Source organism: Aeromonas sobria (assembly GCF_050266975.1).
Lineage (GTDB): Bacteria > Pseudomonadota > Gammaproteobacteria > Enterobacterales > Aeromonadaceae > Aeromonas > Aeromonas sobria_B.
Window position 1 is genome coordinate 80,994 of record NZ_JBKISU010000013.1, and the last position, 19,148, is coordinate 100,141.

At 64.4% G+C, this 19,148-nt stretch carries 21 protein-coding genes and 1 pseudogene; 14 read left to right on the top strand and 8 right to left on the bottom strand.

Annotated elements, in window-relative coordinates:
* Positions 1–180: 180 nt before the first annotated feature.
* Positions 181–1,083 (bottom strand): LysR substrate-binding domain-containing protein, encoded by a 903-nt coding sequence (locus ACLHZ1_RS09485; protein ID WP_427261879.1) that lies wholly within the window; start codon positions 1,081–1,083, stop codon positions 181–183.
* Positions 1,084–1,278: 195 nt separating this feature from the next.
* Between ACLHZ1_RS09485 and ACLHZ1_RS09490 the strand changes: the two genes are divergently transcribed.
* From ACLHZ1_RS09490 to ACLHZ1_RS09515, 6 genes and pseudogenes are all read left to right on the top strand, one after another.
* A complete protein-coding gene (locus tag ACLHZ1_RS09490) occupies positions 1,279–1,653 on the top strand; it encodes a DUF6404 family protein (RefSeq protein WP_427261880.1) in 375 nt (124 codons plus the stop codon).
* A 32-nt stretch (positions 1,654–1,685) separates the two neighbouring features.
* On the top strand, positions 1,686–2,051 hold the full coding sequence (locus tag ACLHZ1_RS09495; protein WP_427261881.1) for a VOC family protein: 366 nt from the start codon (positions 1,686–1,688) through the stop codon (positions 2,049–2,051).
* A 154-nt stretch (positions 2,052–2,205) separates the two neighbouring features.
* Positions 2,206–2,496, top strand: a complete 291-nt coding sequence (locus ACLHZ1_RS09500; RefSeq protein WP_408796890.1) for a putative quinol monooxygenase — start codon at positions 2,206–2,208, stop codon at positions 2,494–2,496.
* A 94-nt stretch (positions 2,497–2,590) separates the two neighbouring features.
* Positions 2,591–3,391 carry a 2,5-didehydrogluconate reductase DkgB gene (gene dkgB / locus ACLHZ1_RS09505; protein WP_427261882.1) on the top strand — a complete coding sequence of 267 codons (801 nt, stop codon included), beginning with the start codon at positions 2,591–2,593 and terminating at the stop codon, positions 3,389–3,391.
* 154 nt (positions 3,392–3,545) lie between these two features.
* Positions 3,546–4,760, top strand: coding sequence for an IS256 family transposase (locus ACLHZ1_RS09510; RefSeq protein WP_427261907.1), 1,215 nt, complete (start codon positions 3,546–3,548; stop codon positions 4,758–4,760).
* Between the two features lie 789 nt (positions 4,761–5,549).
* Positions 5,550–6,727: pseudogene (locus ACLHZ1_RS09515) on the top strand (MFS transporter).
* A 66-nt stretch (positions 6,728–6,793) separates the two neighbouring features.
* On the opposite strand, the gene cydX reads toward ACLHZ1_RS09515, so the two are convergent.
* From cydX to ACLHZ1_RS09530, 3 genes are read right to left on the bottom strand one after another with little or no spacing between them, the layout of a single operon-like run.
* Positions 6,794–6,907 carry a cytochrome bd-I oxidase subunit CydX gene (gene cydX / locus ACLHZ1_RS09520; protein ID WP_025326454.1) on the bottom strand — a complete coding sequence of 38 codons (114 nt, stop codon included), beginning with the start codon at positions 6,905–6,907 and terminating at the stop codon, positions 6,794–6,796.
* A 24-nt stretch (positions 6,908–6,931) separates the two neighbouring features.
* Positions 6,932–8,014: a cytochrome d ubiquinol oxidase subunit II gene (gene cydB / locus ACLHZ1_RS09525; RefSeq protein WP_427261883.1), complete on the bottom strand. Its 1,083-nt coding sequence runs from the start codon at positions 8,012–8,014 to the stop codon at positions 6,932–6,934.
* Positions 8,014–9,585 carry a cytochrome ubiquinol oxidase subunit I gene (locus ACLHZ1_RS09530; protein ID WP_427261884.1) on the bottom strand — a complete coding sequence of 524 codons (1,572 nt, stop codon included), beginning with the start codon at positions 9,583–9,585 and terminating at the stop codon, positions 8,014–8,016. The genes cydB and ACLHZ1_RS09530 overlap by 1 nt, the downstream gene beginning before the upstream one ends.
* 120 nt (positions 9,586–9,705) lie before the next feature.
* On the opposite strand from ACLHZ1_RS09530, the gene ACLHZ1_RS09535 reads away from it, so the two are divergent.
* Positions 9,706–11,121, top strand: coding sequence for a PLP-dependent aminotransferase family protein (locus ACLHZ1_RS09535; RefSeq protein WP_427261885.1), 1,416 nt, complete (start codon positions 9,706–9,708; stop codon positions 11,119–11,121).
* 68 nt (positions 11,122–11,189) lie between these two features.
* Here ACLHZ1_RS09535 and ACLHZ1_RS09540 read toward each other — a convergent pair whose 3' ends face one another.
* Together ACLHZ1_RS09540 and ACLHZ1_RS09545 are read right to left on the bottom strand one after the other, a co-directional pair.
* A complete protein-coding gene (locus ACLHZ1_RS09540) occupies positions 11,190–11,648 on the bottom strand; it encodes a GNAT family N-acetyltransferase (protein WP_427261886.1) in 459 nt (152 codons plus the stop codon).
* Between the two features lie 190 nt (positions 11,649–11,838).
* Positions 11,839–12,492, bottom strand: coding sequence for a tellurite resistance TerB family protein (locus ACLHZ1_RS09545; RefSeq protein ID WP_427261887.1), 654 nt, complete (start codon positions 12,490–12,492; stop codon positions 11,839–11,841).
* A gap of 63 nt (positions 12,493–12,555) precedes the next feature.
* Here ACLHZ1_RS09545 and ACLHZ1_RS09550 point away from each other — a divergent pair, with 63 nt between their 5' ends.
* The 5 genes from ACLHZ1_RS09550 to ACLHZ1_RS09570 all read left to right on the top strand — a co-directional run bounded on the left by ACLHZ1_RS09550 (position 12,556) and on the right by ACLHZ1_RS09570 (position 15,011).
* Entirely contained in the window at positions 12,556–13,404 is an 849-nt protein-coding gene (locus tag ACLHZ1_RS09550) for an EamA family transporter (protein WP_427261888.1), read from the top strand.
* A complete protein-coding gene (locus tag ACLHZ1_RS09555; protein ID WP_427261889.1) occupies positions 13,401–13,700 on the top strand; it encodes a hypothetical protein in 300 nt (99 codons plus the stop codon). Before ACLHZ1_RS09550 ends, ACLHZ1_RS09555 begins: the two co-directional genes overlap by 4 nt.
* Before the next feature lie 64 nt (positions 13,701–13,764).
* The gene (locus ACLHZ1_RS09560; protein ID WP_427261890.1) at positions 13,765–14,232 is read left to right on the top strand and encodes an acyl-CoA thioesterase; all 468 of its coding nucleotides are present in this window, start codon (positions 13,765–13,767) and stop codon (positions 14,230–14,232) included.
* A gap of 86 nt (positions 14,233–14,318) precedes the next feature.
* Positions 14,319–14,474 carry a pleiotropic regulatory protein RsmS gene (rsmS, locus tag ACLHZ1_RS09565; RefSeq protein WP_408796879.1) on the top strand — a complete coding sequence of 52 codons (156 nt, stop codon included), beginning with the start codon at positions 14,319–14,321 and terminating at the stop codon, positions 14,472–14,474.
* Between the two features lie 69 nt (positions 14,475–14,543).
* Entirely contained in the window at positions 14,544–15,011 is a 468-nt protein-coding gene (locus ACLHZ1_RS09570; protein WP_427261891.1) for a GyrI-like domain-containing protein, read from the top strand.
* Positions 15,012–15,065: 54 nt separating this feature from the next.
* Here ACLHZ1_RS09570 and ACLHZ1_RS09575 read toward each other — a convergent pair whose 3' ends face one another.
* Positions 15,066–15,923: a LysR family transcriptional regulator gene (locus tag ACLHZ1_RS09575; RefSeq protein ID WP_427261908.1), complete on the bottom strand. Its 858-nt coding sequence runs from the start codon at positions 15,921–15,923 to the stop codon at positions 15,066–15,068.
* Between the two features lie 124 nt (positions 15,924–16,047).
* Here ACLHZ1_RS09575 and ACLHZ1_RS09580 point away from each other — a divergent pair, with 124 nt between their 5' ends.
* The gene (locus tag ACLHZ1_RS09580) at positions 16,048–16,551 is read left to right on the top strand and encodes a nucleoside deaminase (RefSeq protein ID WP_427261892.1); all 504 of its coding nucleotides are present in this window, start codon (positions 16,048–16,050) and stop codon (positions 16,549–16,551) included.
* The gene (locus ACLHZ1_RS09585) at positions 16,544–17,782 is read left to right on the top strand and encodes a cyanate transporter (RefSeq protein ID WP_427261893.1); all 1,239 of its coding nucleotides are present in this window, start codon (positions 16,544–16,546) and stop codon (positions 17,780–17,782) included. The genes ACLHZ1_RS09580 and ACLHZ1_RS09585 overlap by 8 nt, the downstream gene beginning before the upstream one ends.
* Before the next feature lie 91 nt (positions 17,783–17,873).
* On the opposite strand, the gene rluF is transcribed toward ACLHZ1_RS09585, so the two are convergent.
* Positions 17,874–18,902 carry a 23S rRNA pseudouridine(2604) synthase RluF gene (rluF, locus tag ACLHZ1_RS09590; protein ID WP_427261894.1) on the bottom strand — a complete coding sequence of 343 codons (1,029 nt, stop codon included), beginning with the start codon at positions 18,900–18,902 and terminating at the stop codon, positions 17,874–17,876.
* Positions 18,903–19,148: the final 246 nt, after the last annotated feature.

Here is a 19,148-nt window from a genome sequence, read left to right on the forward strand (position 1 = left end):
GCCGCCCGCGCACGCCACTGGCCAGCCTGCCGCCAGGGCGGGCCTGACACCACCCAGCCCCCTGGCGCAGCCGCAAAATCATAAAAAGTGCATACAAAGAAAAAGAAAGAGGGGTAGTAATCAACAGGCCGACAGCAATGTCGGCCTGTTTCTTTTCTGGCGTGGGGCAATGGCGGCCCCTCAGAGCGATTGCGGCCCGAGCTGCTCTTTCAGAAAATCGAGCCAGACCCGCAGCCGGATGTCCCGCTGGGCATCGGAGTAGAAGACCCCGTGAATGGGACGCGAAGCGCCGCTGTTGCTGCGGGCCAGCACCTCCACCAGAGCGCCGCTCGCCCTGTCCTCCCCGGTCATGAAGTCCGACAGGCAGACGATCCCCTGCCCTCCCAGCGCCAGCTGGCGCAAGGTCTCGCCGCTGCTGGCCCTCAGGGTCGGGGTGATGGCGAATCGGTCCCCCTGCTCCGTGCTGAGCAGGGGCCAGTGGTTGAGGCTCTCGGGATGCAAGAAGCCGAGCAGCTCGTGGCCCGCCAGCAAGTCAGCGGGCTGGCGCGGGGTGCCGCGCGCCGCCAGATAGGCGGGGGACGCGAGCAGCCGCAGCTTGGATCGGCCAAGGGGCAGGGCGCGCAGGGAGGAATCGGTCAGCTCGCCGATGCGAATGGCCATGTCCACCCGCCGCTCCATCAGGTTGATGAAGCCCTCGGAGCTGTGCAGTTGCAGCTCGATCCCCGGATAACGGCGGCGAAACTCGCCGATGATGGGCACCAGCCGGTGCAGGATGAAGGGGGTGGCGGCATCGACCCTCAGAATCCCTTCGGGTTGTTCCCGGCGCATCAGCAGATGGCTCTCCGCCTCGCTCATCTCGGTCAGCACCTTCACCGCCCGCTGATAGAACCAGCGCCCCTCCTCGGTCAGGCTGACCCGCCTCGTAGTGCGGTTGAGCAGCAGGGTGGCGAGTTTCTCTTCGAGGCGCTTGATGCCGCGGCTCACCACCGAATTGTCCATGCCGAGATTCTCCGCCGCCTGGCGAAAACTGCCCGCCTCCACCACGGCCACGAACAGGGTCAGTTCATCGGAATGGGTCTTCATTGTTGTCATCCAGGCAAGAGTATTGGGCCTTTATAGATGCAATGGCCCTGGATTGACAAGAACGGCAAGGGGCCAAACTCTTTATTTGCACAGATAATTAATGTGATGACCAGCTCAAACTCCCAACCCCCCTTGTCGATACAATGCCGGCCAGGAGGCACCGTATGGCGCCAAACCATCGCAAGGATGAACATCATGAACTTCGAAGAGCGGTTGACGGCAGCCCACCAGGAGCTGGAAAGCAAAGGCGTGTGGCACGCCAACTACAATCCCCCCTTGCTCAGACTGCTGCGCAGGCTGGGCCTGCGACTCAGACCGCCCCACCATGAACGCTTTCTGGTCAACCTGCTTGCCTTTGGTCTGCCGACAGGTGCCATCTGGGGGATGTTGATGTGGTACCTCGGCTGGCAAGATGAGGTGAGTCCGGCATTCGCCCTGCGCCAGAGCGCCCTGTTCGGCATAGGGGTTGGTCTGCTAATGGCGACATGGCTCTGGTTTCGCCGCAAGCAGCTCAGGCTGACCCCCTGGGACGCCTTGCCCCACTCCACGAGCAGCACGCAAAAACGCTGACAATCGCCATCATCATCAACAAGGAGACCCTAATGACCAGGGCCCATGAAAAACTGAACTATGTGGAATTTGCGGCCAGGGATCTCGCCGCCACCCAGGCCTTCTTCACTGCCGCCTTTGGTTGGCAGTTCGCCGATTATGGCCCCGACTACTGCGCCTTCGAAGGGGAAGGACTGGATGGCGGCTTCTATCGCGCGGATCTCTACAGCCACACGGCCCAGGGCGGGGCCCTGCTGGTGTTCTACAGCGCCGATATCGAGGCCACCCAGGCCAAGGTGAGCCAGCACGGCGGCACCATAGTGCGCCCCCTGTTCGATTTTCCGGGCGGCCGCCGCTTTCACTTTATGGAACCCAGCGGCAATGAATTTGCGGTCTGGTCGGAACCGGCCAGCGCCTGATCATATCCCGCCCTCCCCCTGGCCTGCCTGCTCCACGACCAGCCATGGGGAGGTCACATTGCTGCACTCACCTCAATGGTGTTTTGCAACTGCTGCCCTGTATCCCCCAGTCTGCGGCGGGCATACTGGCCTTCGATATTGCAAGGAGGCCCAGATGCCATCCCCCCTGATCGTGATTGCCCAGCTTGACGCCAAACCCGAGTATGCTGACCGGTTTCGCGCCGCCTTGAACCCGCTGATTGCCGCTACCCTGCAAGAGCCGGGGTGCCTGCGCTATGAGCTGCACCAGAGCCTGGAGAGCCCCCACGGCTGGATGCTGCACGAGGAGTGGGAGAGCCAGGCCGCCCTCAGTGCCCACCAGCAGCAGCCCCATTTTCTCGCCTTCGTGGCCGATACCCAGGCGTGGTTTGCCAGCAGCCTGGTACGCCGCTACCAGAGGGTCTGAGGTCGACGGCGCCCTTGCCATCCGGGTCTGCACCGCAGGCCCGGCGAACAGACAAAGCATTGAGTGTAAAAACATTAACCTGAGGAATTGAACGATGAAGATGCCCAACCTGGGTCTTGGTACCTTCCGCCTGAAAGATCAGCCCCTGCGCGACTCCCTGCTGCAGGGTCTGGATCTCGGCTATCGCCATATCGATACCGCCCAGATCTATGACAACGAGGCCGAAGTGGGCCAGCTGATGAGCGAAAGCGGCGTGCCCCGCCAGGATATCTACCTGACCACCAAGGTGTGGACCAGCGAGTTCGGGCCGGGCAAGGTGATCCCGAGCCTGGAGCTGAGCCTGGAGAAACTGGGCACCGACTATCTGGATCTGGCCCTCATTCACTGGCCCTCCCCCAAGGATGAGGTGCCGATGGCGGTCTATCTGGAGCAGCTGGCCGAGGCCAAAGCCCGGGGTCTGACCCGGGAGATCGGGGTCTCCAACTTCACCGTGGCCCAGCTTAAACAGGCCGTCGAGATCCTGGGACCGGGCGCCATCGCCCACCAGCAGGTGGAGATCCACCCCCTGCTGCAAAACCGCAAGGTGGTGGAGTTCTGCCAGGATCACGGCATCGCCATCACCGCCTATATGCCGCTCGCCTATGGCAAGGTGCTCGCCGAGCCGCTCCTGATGGAGATAGGCAAGCGCCACGGCGTCTCGGCGGCCCAGGTGTCGCTCGCCTGGCTGCTGGCCCAGGGCATGACGGTGATCCCGAGCTCCACCAAGCGGGAGAATCTCGCCGCCAACCTGGCCGCCCTCAAGGTACAACTCAGCCCCGAGGAGATGGCACAGATTGCCACCCTGGATCGAGGGGAGCGCTGCGCCAACCCGGATTTTGCACCAAAGTGGGATTAAACGGGAGAGGACGCATTGTATCTCTCGCTGCGGCGGCGGATACCGGCAACCCTCACTAGCCTATTGCAACCACGGGCTAGAGCCTGTAAATCCAATTGTGTAACCGCCCACGAATAAGTAACTTTTTCAAAAGGATACCTTCGTGGGTAAGCAAATGGACCAAGACACACTCAAAGCTCTGGCTGCTGAGCTGGCCAAAGACATCAAGTCTGAAAAAGATCTCGGCACCCTCACCCAACAGCTGATCAAGCTCACTGTTGAGACCGCGCTCAATGCCGAAATGGACGAGCATCTGGGCTACGAGAAACACGCCCCACAAGGCCGTGGCACCGGCAATAATCGCAATGGCTATTCCACCAAACGCCTCAAAGGGCAGCACGGAGAGGTCACCATCCAGGCGCCTCATGACCGCAACAGCTCCTTCGAGCCTCAGTTTGTCCGCAAGGGCCAGTCCCGCCTGACCCAGATGGACGACCAGATCCTCGCCCTCTACGCCAAGGGCTTGAGCACCCGGGATATCGTGGACGCGTTCAAAGAGATGTATGACGCCGACATCTCGGCGGGGCTGGTATCGAAGGTGACCGAACGTGTCATCGAGCAGGTCCACGAATGGCAAAACCGGCCGCTGGATCCGCTCTATCCCATCGTCTATCTGGACTGCATTGTGCTGAAGATCCGCGCGAACCAGCGGGTGATTAACAAGTCGCTCTATCTGGCACTGGGCATCAATATGGAGGGCCACAAGGAGCTGTTGGGCCTGTGGCTGGCCGAGACCGAAGGGGCAAAGTTCTGGCTATCGGTCCTGACCGAGCTGAAGAATCGCGGCTTGGAAGACATCCTGATTGCGTGTGTGGACGGTCTCAAGGGCTTCCCTGATGCGATTGCAGTGGAGTATCCCCAGACCAAGGTTCAACTGTGTATCGTCCACATGGTGCGCAACTCGTTGCGCTATGTCTCCTGGAAGGACTACAAGGCGGTGACGGCGGATCTGAAGCAGATCTACCACTCTGCGACGGAACGTGAGGCTCAGCAGGCGCTGGCGGCCTTCGGCGAGCGCTGGGATAGCCAGTACCCGCAAATAGCGCGCTCCTGGCAGGGTAACTGGGATAATCTGATCACGCTGTTCGATTATCCCCCCGCCATCCGGAAGGTGATTTACACCACCAATGCCATTGAGTCGTTGAACAGCGTGCTGCGCAAAGCGACCAAGCAAAGGAAGCTCTTCCCGACCGACGACTCTGCGCTAAAAGTGGCGTACCTTGCGATACAGCAGGCCTCCAAGAAATGGACCATGCCGATCCAGAATTGGAAGCTTGCCCTGAATCGCTTTATTATCGAGTTCGGAGATCGCCTGAACGGTCACGTGTAATGGAGTGGGCAGTTACACAGAATCATTTACAGGCTCGGGCAAGCTACCTCCCCCTCATCCCCACCCCTTCTCCCACCAGGGGAGAAGGGAGCAAAGAAAACCCAACACCATCGACGAGAACCCCAGCGGGAGGCACCATGCCTCCCGCTTTTTTTGTCTCCAGTATCGCTCCAGCCGCCCGCGCCGCTGACCCCTACCTCTGCTACCTTCCCTCACCCCCCTGACCTCTTTGTCCCGGCTCGCTCTGCACGCATTGCTGCTGTGCGCTTTGTCTCTGCACTCACCTCGCACGCTACGACCAGCTCTTGCCGCCGTTGCCTCAGCCACTCTCACGCCTTACTCCTCACTCCTCCTTCCATGTTCCATGGCACCATTGCTGCTGATTTGGCAAAAGTAATTTGACGTTACCGTCATTTTTGTCAACAAAGCTCATCGACATACTGGCGCCATTCTCCCGTCGGGATGCATATTCCGGTCGAAAATGAACACCTATTCCGGTTTAAAATGAACGCTGATTCCGGCTTGCGTGTACACCGATTCCGGACACCTCAGTGCACGTACTCTGATGTCAGATGAACCGTCCTGTTCCAACGTCTTGGATCCACAACTGCCGCGCTGCGCTTGGCTGCTGGCTTGTTCAGTGAGTCGAAAAGATGCCTCCCCTCAAAGCTCAGCTTCTGCTCGAAGAATCCCTGTCCGCATACTTTCCGGAAATGGTGTTCACAGATTCCGGAATCACTGTTCAACTTCACCGGAATACGCACGGGAGCCACTATCCAAGGAGTTGTTATGCCACTGGCGTTATTTGCCCTCACCCTGAGTGCCTTTGCGATCGGCACCACCGAATTCGTGATCGTGGGGCTCATCCCCACCATCGCCGAGCAGCTCGATGTCTCGCTCCCCTCGGCGGGCCTCTTGGTCAGCCTCTATGCCCTGGGGGTGGCCATAGGCGCGCCGATCTTAACGGCGCTCACCGGCAAGCTGCCGCGCAAGTGGCTGCTGGTGGGACTGATGGCCCTGCCCTGTTCACCGCCGGCAACCTGCTGGCCTGGCAGGCACCGGGTTACGAGAGCCTGATCGTCGCCCGCATCCTCACCGGCCTGGCCCACGGGGTCTTCTTCTCGGTGGGCAGCACCATAGCCACCGGGCTGGTGGCCAAGGAGAAGGCGGCGAGCGCCATCGCCATCATGTTCAGCGGCCTCACCGTGGCCCTGGTGACCGGCGTGCCGCTCGGCACCTGGATTGGTCAGCAGTTCGGCTGGCGCGAAACCTTCCTGGTGGTGAGCCTGCTGGGCCTCGTCGCCATGGTGGGCAGCCTGCTGCTGATCCCGAGCAACCTGCCCAAAGGAGCAGCCTCGACCATCCGCGAGCAACTCGCCGTGCTGACCCACAAGCCCCTGCTGATGGTCTACGCCAAGACGGCCCTGGGTTACGGCGGCGCCTTCACCGCCTTTACCTTCCTCGCCCCCATCTTGCAACAGGTGAGCGGCTTCGGTGCCAACGCGGTGAGCCTCATTCTGCTGGTGTACGGGGTCTCGGTGGCGGTCGGCAATATCTGGGGCGGCAAGCTGGCGGACAAGATGGGCCCGCTGCCCGCGCTGAAGCTGATGTTTGGCGGTCTGGCACTTATCCTGCTGATGCTCACCTTCACCGCGCCGCACCCTGTGCTGGCGGTGCTGACCGTGCTGGTGTGGGGCGCCTTTGCGTTTGGCAATGTGCCGGGCCTGCAGGTGCTGGTGGTGAAACAGGCCGAGCGCCATACCCCGAACGCCGTGGATGTGGCCTCCGGCCTCAACATCGCCGCCTTCAACGTCGGCATCGCCCTCGGCTCCGTGGTGGGCGGTTTTGTGGTGGAGCACCTGGGGTTGATGCACACCCCCTGGATCGGGGCCCTCATAGTGCTGCTGGCCTATGGCCTCACCCATATCAGCGAGAAGCGCGAGGCCAGGCTGGCGCTGGCAATCTAATCCGCCGCGCAAAAAAACAAAAAGGCCGACACCCAGTGTCGGCCTCTCTCGTTTTCAGGGGCGGGATCAAGGCTCCTTGAGATCCTCATCCGCGGCCCAGCGCGCCTCCAGCCAGAGCAGGTTGACCAGGCCGCACAGCAGGGCAAACCCCAGCCCCAGTATCCAGGTGAAATACCACATATCAAAGACTCCTCAATTCCGGTGTTAGTAGAGGCTATGGCCCTGCTGGCGCACCTGCTCGGTACTCATCTTGCCCCGCGCCACCCAATAGACCCAGAGGGTGTAACCCAGGTTGATGGGCATCAGCACGGCCACTATCCCCAGCATGATGAGCAGGGTGCCCTCGCTGGAGGTGCCGTCCCACAGAGTCAGGCTGCTCGACGGATCCAGGGACGAGGGCAGCACGAAGGGGAAGAGCGCGATGGCCACGGTCAGCATCATGGCGGCGCAGGCGCCGCCGCTGGCGAGGATGGCCAGGCGCGGCCTGCCGAGACGACTCGCGAGCGTGCTCATCAGGGGCAGCAGCAAGCCAAGGCCCGGTACGACCCAGAGACAGGGCTGTTCCACGAAGTTGCCAAGCCAGCCATCCGGCGCCGTCGTCACTTGCTTCATCAGCGGCGTGAGGGCGCCGTTGAGATCCCCAATCTCGGCTATCCGGTAACCGCGCATCTGGCTGAGCCAGAGGCTCTGGCGGGCGCAGCGCTCGGCTATCACCCCTTGAGTCTTGCACTGCAGGAAGCTGGCGCCGTGCAGCATCAGCAGGGCCAGCGCCGTGCCCATGCAGGTGAAGAGCAGCGGCCAGTTGAACTCGAAGGCGCCGTAGTGGATGCGCAGGGCCGTATCGAAGCGAAACGGCAGTCCTTGCAACGAGAAGCCGATGGTGGCGCCAAACACCAGGGTCGGCAGCAGGGCCCCCGTCACCAGGGCCCTGTCCCACCAGCGGCGCCAGAGCGGGTCCGGCAGCTTGCTGCGATAGTCAAAACCGACCGGGCGCAGGAAGAGGCCGAACAGCAGGAACATGAAGGGCACATAGAGCGCCGAGAAGGAGGCGGCATAGACCAGGGGCCAGGCGGCGAACAGGGTGCCGGCACCGGCGATGAGCCACACCTGGTTACCCTCCCACACGGGCCCCACGCTGTTGAGCAGCACCCGCCGCTCCTCATCGCTCTTGGCCACCACGGGGAGCAGCATGGCCACGCCGAGATCGAAGCCGTCCATCACCACGAAGCCGATGAGCAGGAAGAGCACCAGCCCCCACCAGACGAGTTTCAGGGTTTCGTAATCCATCAGACAGGACTCCCGTTTTGCAACACTTCACCTTGATAGCGACCCGTCTGCAGGCTGGCGGGCCCTTTGCGGATCACATGACGCAACAAGAACAGCTCCACCACCAGCAACGTGCTGTAGATGAGGAAGATGGCGATGAGGCTGAACCAGAGCTGGCCCGGTTGTAGCAAGGAGACGGACGCCGACACCGGCAGCACGTCGCTGATGGTCCAGGGTTGGCGACCGAACTCGGCCACGAACCAGCCCGCCTCGATGGCGACCCAGGGCAGCGGAATAGACCAGAGCAGCGCCCTGAGCAGTCGGGGCGATTGCACCAGCCGGCCCCGGCACAGTTGCAGGAAGGCGGCGCCAAAGAGCGCCAGCAACACCCCCCCTATGCCCACCATCAGCCGGAAACTCCAGAACAGCGGCGCCACCTGGGGGATGGAGTCCGCCACCGCCCGGGCGATGGCTGCCTCGTCCGCCTTGCCGATATCGGCGGCATAGGGGGTCAGCAGCAGACCGTAGCCGAGATCCGCGCGGTGGCGCTCGAAGGTGGCCCTGGCCTCGGCATTGCTGCCATCCGCTCGCAGCGCCTCCAGGGCGTCGTGGGCCAACATGCCGCTGCGAATGCGCACCTCGTGCTGCGCCTTCAGATCTTTAAGGCCTGTCACCTGCTCATCGAGGGAGCGGGTGGCGATGATGCCCATCAGATAGGGGATCTTGATGGCCGCGTGAGTGGTCTCGGCACCCTGATCCGGCAGGCCGAACAGGGTGAAGGAGGCCGGCGCGGGTTCCGTCTCCCACTCCGCCTCGATGGCGGCGAGCTTGACCTTCTGCACCTCCCCGGAGCGATAGCCCGACTCGTCCCCGAGCACGATGACAGAGAGGATGGCGGCGAGGCCAAAGCCCGAGGCGATGGCGAAGGATCGCAGGGCGAAGCGCACCTCCATTTGGCGCAGCAGATACCAGCTGCTCACCCCCATCACGAACAGGGAGGCCGCCACATAGCCCGCCGCCACCGTGTGCACGAACTTGACCTGGGCCACCGGGTTGAAGATGACAGCCGCCACGTCCACCAGCTCCATGCGCATCGTCATGGGGTTGAACTCGGCGCCGACCGGGTTTTGCATCCAGCCGTTGGCGATGAGGATCCAGAGGGCGGAGAGGTTGGAGCCAAGCGCCACCAGCATGGTCACCAGCAGGTGCTGACCGCGGGAGAGCTTGTCCCAGCCGAAGAAGAACAGACCCACCAGGGTGGATTCGAGGAAGAAGGCCATCAGCCCCTCCACCGCCAGCGGGGTGCCGAAGATGTCACCGACGTAGTGGGAGTAGTAGGCCCAGTTGGTACCAAACTGGAACTCCAGGGTGATCCCCGTGGTGACCCCCATCACGAAGTTGATGCCAAACAACTTGCCCCAGAAGCGGGTGATGTCCTGGTAGATCACCTTGCCGGTCATCACGTAGGCGGATTCGGCGATCACCAGGATCCAGGACAGCCCCAGGGTGAGGGGCACAAACAGAAAGTGGAACATCGCGGTCGCCCCGAACTGTATTCGGGAGAGGCTGACCACATCATCCAGGCTTATCATGCATGACTCTCTATGTTGCATTTAACGGACAGGTTTTCGCCCGCCAAGTACAACACGCCCTATGACACCTATAACAGATGCAGTTATAGTGAAATCCACCTATAACAGTTAGGACACACCATGTCCCGTTACGGTCAGCTGGCTGCCTTGTTGCAACAGCAGGTAGAGAGCGGCCTCTGGCAGCCGGGGGAGCGCATCCCCTCCATCCGCCAGAGCTGCAAGACCCATGGCCTCAGCCCCATGACGGTGCTGCAGGCCTATCAGCTGCTGGAGAGCCGCGGCCTCATCCTGGCGCGGCCCCAGTCCGGCTACTACGTCAAGGCCGCCCCCTCCCCGCTGCCCGCCAGCGCCGTCCAGCAGGCCCACTACAGCGGCTCGGTGGACATCAACGATCTGGTGTTCGAGGTGTTGCAGGCGAGCAAGTCCCGGGAGCTGGTGCCCCTGGGGCTCGCGGTGGCGGATCCCGCCCTCTTCCCTCATTCCCAGCTCGGCCGGGCCCTGGCGAGCTGCATGCGCCGCCTCGACCCCTTCAGCACGGTGGCAGATCTGCCCCCCGGCAACGAGGCGCTGCGCCGCGCCATCGCCCAGCGTTACGCCAGCGACGGCCTGGCGGTGGATCCCCAGGAGATCATCATCACCACGGGGGCCATGGAGGCGCTCTCCCTCAGCTTGCAGGTGCTGACCGAGCCCGGGGACTGGGTGGTGGTGGAGTCCCCCACCTTCTACGGCGCCCTGCAGACCATAGAGCGGCTGAAACTCAATGCGGTGGAGATACCTGTGATCCCCGGGGTGGGCATAGACCTCGCCCTGCTCACCGAGGCCCTGGCACAGCGCCCCGTCAAGGCGTGCTGGCTGATGGGCAACGTCCAGCACCCCCTCGGTCACACCATGCCGGATGAGCACAAGCAGGGGCTGATGGCGCTGCTCAACGCCCATGAGGTGCCCCTGGTGGAGGACGACGTCTACGCCGAGCTCTATTTTGGCCGCGAGCGCCCCGCCCCCATCAAACGCTGGGACGCCCGGGGCGACAGCCTGCTGTGCGGCTCCTGGACCAAGTGCCTGGCGCCGGGCTTTCGGGTCGGCTGGGTGGTGGCGGGGCGCCACGCCGAGCGCATCCAGCGGCTGCAACTGATGTCGACCCTGTCGACCAATGTGCCGAGCCAGCTGGCGCTCGCCGACATGCTGCGCCAGGGCGGGGTGGATGCCCACTTTCGCCGCCTGCGCCACACCCTGGCCCAGCGCCAGCAGCAGATGCGGGCGGCCCTGCTGCGCCTCTTCCCCGAGGCGCGCATCTCGACCCCGGACGGCGGCTACTTCCTCTGGCTGACATTCGACGCGCGCCTCGACAGCCGGGCCCTCTACGCCCAGGCGCTGGCCAGCGGTTTCTCACTGGCCCCCGGGGCGCTCTTCTCCAGCCAGGGCCAGCACAACCACTGCCTGCGCCTCAACAGCGCCCATCCCTGGAGCCCTGAACTCGAGGCGGCCCTCACCCGGCTGGCGGCCCTGGTTCGCCAGCAGCTCGCTCCCCATCAATAGGCATAGGCCAACAACGACAAGGCCCCATGACGGGGCCTTGTGGACGGGACAGCCAGGTGCGAAGCTCCTTATCTGGCGTAGATCTCGGACTGGCGCTTGAAGCCAAGGGACTCGTAGAGCGATCTGGCGCGGTCATTGAACGACATGACCTCCAGCTTGAGCTGGCAGGCATCATGGGCCTTGGCCCAGCCGTCACAGTGGGCGATCAGCGCCCGGCCTATGCCCCGGGATCTGTGCTGCTCATCCACCACCAGGGTCGTGATGCGGCAGACCGGCAGACTGGTGAGAAACGGGACGGTTTCATTGATGTCGATCCGGGCGCTCAGAAACCCCACCACCGCTCCCTCCACCACGGCGACACAGAACAGTCGCCCCTCGCTCTGGATGGCGTCCAGCAGAAACGGTCTCTGCCGGGAAGAGGGAGGACAGAACACCTCGGGGACCTGCTCGAAATGGATCTGCCCTATCTGCCGATCCAGCTCGACGATGGCGTCGAGATCCTGCTCGGTTGCCTTGCGTATCTCCAATGGCGGCTCCTTGTGTGGCATTTGGCTGGCGATCAGGCCCAGCAGGCCCGGGGAAGAGGTCCATCATGGGGCGTTCACACCATAATAAAGGGTCAAATGTATCCTTTCCTGGCACCAGATCACACCCATGGCCACAAACAAGCAAGGCCCCATGCGGGGCCTTGTTGAAGATCTTGCCGGCAGAGCGCCGTCAGGCCGGTGCCCCCAGCTGGGCCACCTGGCGCTCTATGCTGGCTTTGAGGTTGTCATCGAGCTTGAGGGCACGGGCCAGCTCGTCGAGATAGCCGCGCTCCATGAAGTGATCCACCTCGACGGCGAGCAGGGAGGCGAGGTAGACCTCGGTGGCCTGCTCCATGTCGGTCACCTCCCGGGCCAGGGCCTGGGGATCCAGGGGGCGGGCCAGCTCGGCGTCAATCCAGCGGGCGGCGTCGGATTGGCCCTGCTCGGTCAGGTACTGCTGGATCTTCTGGCGCTCGGCAGCGTCGATGTGGCCATCGGCCCGGGCCGCCGCCACCATGGCGCGCACCAGCAGGTTGGCGCGGGCATCCAGTTCGGCCCCCGCCAGCTCGTTGAGGGGATGGGGCGTGCCGGCCGCCGGCGCACTCTGGTTCTGCTGCCAGTCCTGATAGAGCTTGTAGGCCAGCCCGCCGAGGGCCGCCGCGCCGCCCACCGCCGCCACCTTGGTGCCGTATTTGCGTATCTTCTTGTTGCCAAGCAGCAGCGCCATGGCCCCGGCGGCCAATCCCCCCTGGGCCATGCCCTTCATCTGGGCCTTGCGCGTGTCACCACCGTCGTTGAGCCAGCCCTTGCCAGCTCCCATCAATTGCTCCAGCATCTGCTTCATGGGGCCTCCTCATTGGCATGAGATTCCATGCTGTGCCGCCTCCTCTGAACTCAAGGTGAATGGATGTCTCTGCCCCGCCTCCTGATGCTGACCCTGCTGACCCTGATGGCGTTCGCCGCCAATTCCGTGCTCTGTCGCCTCGCCCTGTTCGAGGAGCGGATGGATCCGGCCCTGTTTACCCTGCTGCGCCTGACCAGCGGCGCTCTGGTGCTGGTGCTGCTCTGCTCGGCCCGGCGCCAATCCCCCCGGCAAGGGGACTGGGGTGGCGCCCTCGCCCTCATTGTCTATGGCGCCGCCTTCTCGTTCGCCTACCTGACCCTGACCACGGGCACCGGGGCCCTGCTGCTGTTTGCCGCTGTCCAGCTCAGCATGCTGGCGCCGCCCCTGCTGCGGGGCGAGCGACTGCCCGCACGCCAGTGGGCTGGCCTGCTGCTCGCCATGGCGGGTCTGGTGGTATTGCTGCTGCCCGGCCTCAGTGCGCCGGATCCGCTGGGGGCAGCCCTGATGGTGGCGGCCGGCATCGCCTGGGCCGGCTATACCCTGCGAGCCTCGCGCTTTGGCGATCCCATCGCCGCCAATGCCGGCCACTTTCTGCGGGCCAGCCTGCCCGCCGCTCTGCTCTATCTACTGCTCGGGCAGTTGCAGGCCAGCCATGCCGCCATCGGCTACGCCCTGGCCTCGGGGGCTCTGGCCTCCGCCCTCGGCTATGCGCTCTGGTATGGCGTCTTGCCCCAGCTCGGCCGCACCCTGGCCGCCAGCGTCCAGCTGCTGGTGCCCCCGCTGGCCGCCCTGGCCGGGATGCTCTGGTTGGATGAGTCCTGGTCGCTGCGGCTGTTATTGTCATCCTTGGGAATTTTGGGAGGGATAGCCCTCATCATCTGGGGCCGTCCCCCTGCCGGAGACAAACCATGAAGATTGTCATCTTGTTGCTGGGTTGCATCCTCTCGATGGGCCTGTCGGCCGCCCTGGAAGATAGGGAGGCGCGTCAGAGGGAACTGGACAAGGCATGTCTCGATGCCCAGCAAACCTTGATTGCCCAGGGTCGCTCCCAACGCATCGAGGCTTGTGAAGAGCAGGGCGGCGAGGCCGCCAGGTGCCAGCAGGAGTACGCCCGCTTCGGCCAACGCGAGGGCAACAAGCGCCCGGATTTCAGCCAGGTCCCCGCCTGCCAGCAGGCCGAACGTTACCGGCAGAGCTATCGACGGTGATGGGCTCTGTGTCGCCCCTCTCAATGCCCGCGCCTTTCCACCCCATACACCATAAGGAAGTACCATGAGTGCCCGTGAACTGACCCTGCAATTTCTCGCCGAGCCCGCCGACGTCAACTTCGGTGGCAAGGTCCATGGCGGCATGGTGATGAAGTGGATCGATCAGGCCGGCTACGCCTGCGCCGCCGGCTGGTGTGGCGGCTACGCCGTCACCGTCTATGTGGGGGGCATCCGCTTCTTGCGCCCCATCCAGATTGGCCAGCTGGTGGAGGTGCACGCCAAGGTGATCCACACCGGCACCACCAGCATGCACCTGGCGGTGGATGTCTACAGCCGCCACCCCACGGATCCTGCGCGCCACAAGACCACCCACTGCATCATCATCTTCGTGGCCATGGACGAGCACGGCAAGCCGAGCCCTGTACCTCAATGGCAGCCGGTGAGCGAGAGCGATCTGCAGTTGCAGCAGTACGCCAAGAAGCTGATGGCCCTGCGCGAAGAGCTGGACAAGGAGATGCGCCAGCACATGTGAAGCCCATCAAGCCCCGGGCCGCCGAGGCGTGTCTTCGCCGCCCGGGGCGCTATAATGACGCCCACTCTGCCCCGTGAGAAACCAAGATGTCACTGGAAACTGCTCCCCCCGAGGTCAAACTCGCGGTGGATCTGATTGAACTGCTGGAAACCAACCAGATTGCCCCGGCGCTCGCCCTGGCGGCGCTTGCCATCGTCCGCCAGGACTATGAGCGCAAGCTCGAGGAAGGCCGGGCGCACTGACGCTTTGCGCTCGACGCTGTCCCGTCAACCCTTCCGTTCCAACCTTTCCCTTCCAACCCAGGAGGCACCATGTCAGACCCCATCCGCGTCGAACAAGGCCGCGCCATGCAGCTTGCCGGCCTGCGTCGTCAACACGACTTCCAGCACGGCGACGTCGGTGGCCAGTGGCGTGACTTCGGCGCCCTTGGACCCCTGCCGGGCCAGCTGGGGGAGCACGCCTACGGCGTCATCTGCGCCGCCACCGACACCCACTGCGACTATCTGTGCGCGGTGGAGGTCGCCGCCCTGGCGGCGCTGCCCCCCGGTCTGGATAGGATGCAGCTCACCCCCCAGACCTATGCCGTCTTTTGCCATCTTGGCCATGTCTCGGCCATGCCCCAGACCTGGCAGAGTGCGCTGGATTGGCTGGCGCACTCGGACTACGAGTCCGCCCACATGCCGAATTTCGAACGCTACGGCGCAGGCTTTGACGCCACCACAGGCAGCGGCGAGGTGGAACTCTGGTTCGCCGTCGTGCCAAGGCAAGCCCTGGCCTGAGGCAGCGCAGGCCTGCGCCCTGTACCGCTCTGTTGGTTGGCTGGGGGCGTGCACTTAGCGAGGCACAGTCACCTCCTCCCCCATCACCTCGTCACAGAGCGCGATCAAGGCCTCGCACAGCCGGCTGAGGGGCTCACTCTCCCCCGCCCCCTGGTGCAGGGCCAGCTCCACCGAGCGCACCGCGGGCCAGTCCACCAGCGCCACCTGATCGGCCTGCAACAATCGGGCGGGCAGCAGGCTGACCCCGATGCCTGCGCTCACCGCCCCTTGCAGGCTGGCGAGGCTGGCACTCACGTAGGCGATGCGCCAGGCGCGCCCCTCGGCATCCAGGGCGTCGGTGATCTGACGCCGATAGAGGCCTTCGCTCGGAAACACCACCAGGGGGAGAGGTTCCCGCTCGCTGGCGGGCCACTCTCGGCTGTCGACCCAGGCCAGGGGCTCGCGCCAACGGGCGATGGGATCCCCCTGCCCCCGCCCCTGCTTGATCAGCGCCAGATCCAGCTCTCCCCCTTCGAACGCCTGCCACAGGGCGTGGCTGAGATCGCTTCGCACCTCCAGCCTCACCTCTGGGTATTGCCGGGCGAAGGCCGCCAGCACCGCCGTCATGGCGCCGGCGGCGAAATCCTCGGGCACCCCGAGGCGCAGGGGGTGACTGGCCTCGCTCACCCGCTCCCCCGCCCGGGCCAGCAGCCCCAGGATGCGGCGCGCCAGCCCCAGCAGTGTCTCCCCCTGGGCCGTGGTCACCACCTGGCGGCCGGAGCGGTCGAGCAGGGTGCAGCCAAGCTGCTGCTCGAGACGGCGCATCTGCTGGCTGATGGTGGACTGGGTCAGGTGCATCCGCTCGCCGGCGCGGGTGAAACTGCCGGTCTCGACGATGGCGACGAAGCTCTGCAGCAGCTGGGGATCCAGCAAGGGTCGCTCCATGGGGGGGATCTCCATTTATAAAATCACTGAAAGTCATTTTATCATTTAATTTCCAAATGACTTGTGGGCCCGTTAGGCTGCCGTCACCCCCCTCTTTTGCCAGGATGATCCCATGTCACAGCCTCCCCACTCCGGCGCCCGCCTCGTCAACGCCCTCAGCGCCGCCTCGGCCCCCCGCCATCAGGCATGGCTGGAGCAGACCCTGCAGCTGGCCCTGACCCACCGCCAGCAAGGGGGGCGCCCCTTCGCGGCCCTCTTGGTGCGAGACAACCAGCTGGTGGCGAGCGCCGTCAACCGCATGCTGGAGGCGGGCGACCCCACCCGCCACGCCGAGCTGGAGGCGCTGCGGGAGGGGAGCAGCCAGGGCCCGCTCGCGGGCGCCATCGTCTATGCCAGCGGCCACCCCTGCCCCATGTGCCTGTGCGCCCTGGTGATGAACGGCATCAGCGCCGTCTACTACGCCTTCGACAATGAAGATGCGGCCCCCTTCGGCTTTGACAGCACATCGAGCTATGACAAGCTGCGCCTGCCGCTGAGCCCGCCGCCCCTGCCCCTCATCAAGTTGCCAAGCCCCATCCCGGCCGCCGCCCTCTACGGCCCCCAGTCCCATGGTTAAGCGCCCGCTCCCCTCCGGCAGCGGCGCCCTGCTGGTGCTGGTGGTGCTGATTGGCATCAACCTGCGCCCCTTCCTCACCGCCATCGGCCCACTGGCGGGGCAGATAGACGCCCAGCTGGACCTCGGCATGGACAGGCTGGCCTGGGTCACCCTGCTGCCGCTCTGGCTTATCGGGGTCGGCGTGCTGCTCACCCCGACCCTGCTCGACAGGACCGGGCCGCGCCCCTTGCTCGGGGTGGCCCTGTTGCTGCTGACGCTGGGCAGCGCCCTGCGCCTCGACCTGTCCAGCGGCACCCTGCTCATCGCCAGCGCCGCCCTGTGCGGGCTGGGGTCGGCCCTCGTGCAGGGTACATTGCCCGGCCTCATCAAGGGGGCCTTTGCGGGCAAGGTGCCCCTGGTGATGGGGATCTTCTCCGCCTGCATGATGGGGGGCGGGGCGCTCGGCGCCGTGCTCACCCCGAGGGTCGCCCTGCTCCTCGACTGGTCCAGGGCGCTGGCGCTCTGGGGCCTGCCGGTGCTGCTGGCCCTGCTCTGGCTCGCCTGGCGGGTGCGCCTGCCCGCCGCCGCGCCGCACTCCGCCGAATCAGGGGAGCCGCGGCTGATCGCGCTGCCCCGCTCCTGGCTGCTGATCGCCTGCTTTGGCATCATCAACAGCGGCTACGGCATCGTCGTGGCCTGGCTGGCCCCCGCCTATATGGCGCTGGGTTGGAGCGCCGAGCAAGGGGGCGAGCTGGTGGCCTGGCTGGCCCTGGCCCAGACCGCCAGCGGCCTGGGTCTGCCCCTGCTGGCGGCGCGCAAGGAGGACAGACGCCCCTGGATGGGGCTGGCCATTGTGATGCAGGTGGCGGGCTTTGGCGGACTCTGGCTCGCCCCACAAGCCGCCCCCATCCTCTGGTGCCTGCTGTGCGGCGCCGGCCTTGGCGGCAGCTTCTCCCTCATCATGGTGATGGCGCTGGATCACCTGCCAGACCCCAGACGCGCCGGTAGCCTGAGCGCCCTGATGCAGGGCTTTGGCTTTATGCTCGCGGCCACCGGCCCCTGGGTGGCGGCCCGCCTGCACCACTTGAGCGGGGATTTTTCCGCCGCCTGGCAGTGGCAGCTCGGCGGTTTGATGCTGATGAGCCTGCTGGTGCTGCGCCTGAACCCGCGCCACTACCCCAGGGCCATGGGCCTTGCTCCGAGCCAGGCAGGGCATGAAGGGACGCCCCTCCCCGGCAACACACCCGCCTGATCCGGCCCCAGCCCCGAAACCTTTGGGCCAAAAAGCAAGACACCGGCCAGGGGCCGGTGTCTTTCATCAGGATGCGAGGAAGGTCGGGGCCTCAGCGCCCCTTCTTCTGGCGTCCACCCTGGCTCGAGCGCGGTTTGCCCGGGGCGGCCGGTTTGCCCCCCTTGCCTGGCGCGCCTTTACCTGAAGCGGCTTTGCCGGCGCCGCCTTTGTTGGCAGCCCCTTTGCCCGCGCCGCCCTTGCCTGCGGGGAGCCTCTTCTCGAAGGCCTCCGGGCCCGGCACATTGGGGCGCCCGCCAATCTCGTGATCGTCGTCGCGGCGCGGCTTCTTGCCCTGGGCCGGTTTGGCGGTTTGCGCCGCCGGGGTCTTGGGTTTCTCCCCCTTGGCCGGTTTCACCTCGGAGGAGGAGTCTTCAATGAGCTTGAACAGCTCGATCAGCTCGTCGTCGGTGAGATCGCGCCACTCCCCCACCGGCAGCCCCTTGAGGCTGACGTTCATGATGCGAATGCGCTCGAGCTTGGTCACCTCGAAGCCGAAGTGCTCGCACATGCGGCGGATCTGGCGGTTGAGCCCCTGCACCAGCGTGATGCGAAACACGAAGGGGGCCTCTTTTTTTACCTTGCACTTCTTGGTGACGGCGCCGAGGATGGGCACCCCGGCCGCCATGCCCCGGATAAACTCGTCGGTCACCGGCTTGTCGACGGTCACCAGGTACTCTTTCTCGTGATCGTTGCCCGCCCGCAGTATCTTGTTCACCAGATCCCCGTGGTTGGTGAGGAAGATGAGCCCCTGGGAGTCCTTGTCGAGGCGCCCTATGGGGAAGATGCGGGTGCTGTGGTTGACGAAGTCGACGATGTTGTCCTTCTCCGCCGCCTCCGTGGTGGAGACGATGCCCACCGGCTTGTTCAGCACGATGAAGACCAGGCTGTCCGCTTCGCGCGGCTCGATCACCTGACCGTTGACCTTGACCAGATCCCCGGCAAACACCTGATCCCCCACCTCGGCCCGCTTGCCGTTGATATAGACATGGCCCTGCTCGATGAAGCGGTCGGCCTCACGGCGCGAGCAGATGCCGCTCTCGCTGATGTACTTGTTCAGGCGCATGGATTCATCGGCCAGCATGGGTCACCTGCCAGATCGTCGAGGTCAGAAGAAGTGTCGGCTGAGTCAGCCAGGTCATGGTCGGGTTAGTCTGCATACGGTTCCATTTACAAAAAGCATCTACAAAAAGTATCTACAAAAAGCATCTGCAAAAAATCGCGTCAAAGGGGCAAGGCTTTCGCGTTCATCAAAAAAACGCCGCTACAGTAGCATATTGCCCCGCCTCATTCCCCGGATACTTGTCACCCGCCCCGATCCAGCGCACCA

Coding starts and splice junctions, on each gene's coding strand:
- ACLHZ1_RS09485 (WP_427261879.1), bottom strand. CDS start 1,083: ATGAAGACCCATTCCGATGAACTGACCCTGTTCGTGGCCGTGGTGGAG.
- ACLHZ1_RS09490 (WP_427261880.1), top strand. CDS start 1,279: ATGAACTTCGAAGAGCGGTTGACGGCAGCCCACCAGGAGCTGGAAAGC.
- ACLHZ1_RS09495 (WP_427261881.1), top strand. CDS start 1,686: ATGACCAGGGCCCATGAAAAACTGAACTATGTGGAATTTGCGGCCAGG.
- ACLHZ1_RS09500 (WP_408796890.1), top strand. CDS start 2,206: ATGCCATCCCCCCTGATCGTGATTGCCCAGCTTGACGCCAAACCCGAG.
- dkgB (WP_427261882.1), top strand. CDS start 2,591: ATGAAGATGCCCAACCTGGGTCTTGGTACCTTCCGCCTGAAAGATCAG.
- ACLHZ1_RS09510 (WP_427261907.1), top strand. CDS start 3,546: ATGGACCAAGACACACTCAAAGCTCTGGCTGCTGAGCTGGCCAAAGAC.
- cydX (WP_025326454.1), bottom strand. CDS start 6,907: ATGTGGTATTTCACCTGGATACTGGGGCTGGGGTTTGCCCTGCTGTGC.
- cydB (WP_427261883.1), bottom strand. CDS start 8,014: ATGGATTACGAAACCCTGAAACTCGTCTGGTGGGGGCTGGTGCTCTTC.
- ACLHZ1_RS09530 (WP_427261884.1), bottom strand. CDS start 9,585: ATGATAAGCCTGGATGATGTGGTCAGCCTCTCCCGAATACAGTTCGGG.
- ACLHZ1_RS09535 (WP_427261885.1), top strand. CDS start 9,706: ATGTCCCGTTACGGTCAGCTGGCTGCCTTGTTGCAACAGCAGGTAGAG.
- ACLHZ1_RS09545 (WP_427261887.1), bottom strand. CDS start 12,492: ATGAAGCAGATGCTGGAGCAATTGATGGGAGCTGGCAAGGGCTGGCTC.
- ACLHZ1_RS09550 (WP_427261888.1), top strand. CDS start 12,556: ATGTCTCTGCCCCGCCTCCTGATGCTGACCCTGCTGACCCTGATGGCG.
- ACLHZ1_RS09555 (WP_427261889.1), top strand. CDS start 13,401: ATGAAGATTGTCATCTTGTTGCTGGGTTGCATCCTCTCGATGGGCCTG.
- ACLHZ1_RS09560 (WP_427261890.1), top strand. CDS start 13,765: ATGAGTGCCCGTGAACTGACCCTGCAATTTCTCGCCGAGCCCGCCGAC.
- rsmS (WP_408796879.1), top strand. CDS start 14,319: ATGTCACTGGAAACTGCTCCCCCCGAGGTCAAACTCGCGGTGGATCTG.
- ACLHZ1_RS09570 (WP_427261891.1), top strand. CDS start 14,544: ATGTCAGACCCCATCCGCGTCGAACAAGGCCGCGCCATGCAGCTTGCC.
- ACLHZ1_RS09580 (WP_427261892.1), top strand. CDS start 16,048: ATGTCACAGCCTCCCCACTCCGGCGCCCGCCTCGTCAACGCCCTCAGC.
- ACLHZ1_RS09585 (WP_427261893.1), top strand. CDS start 16,544: ATGGTTAAGCGCCCGCTCCCCTCCGGCAGCGGCGCCCTGCTGGTGCTG.
- rluF (WP_427261894.1), bottom strand. CDS start 18,902: ATGCTGGCCGATGAATCCATGCGCCTGAACAAGTACATCAGCGAGAGC.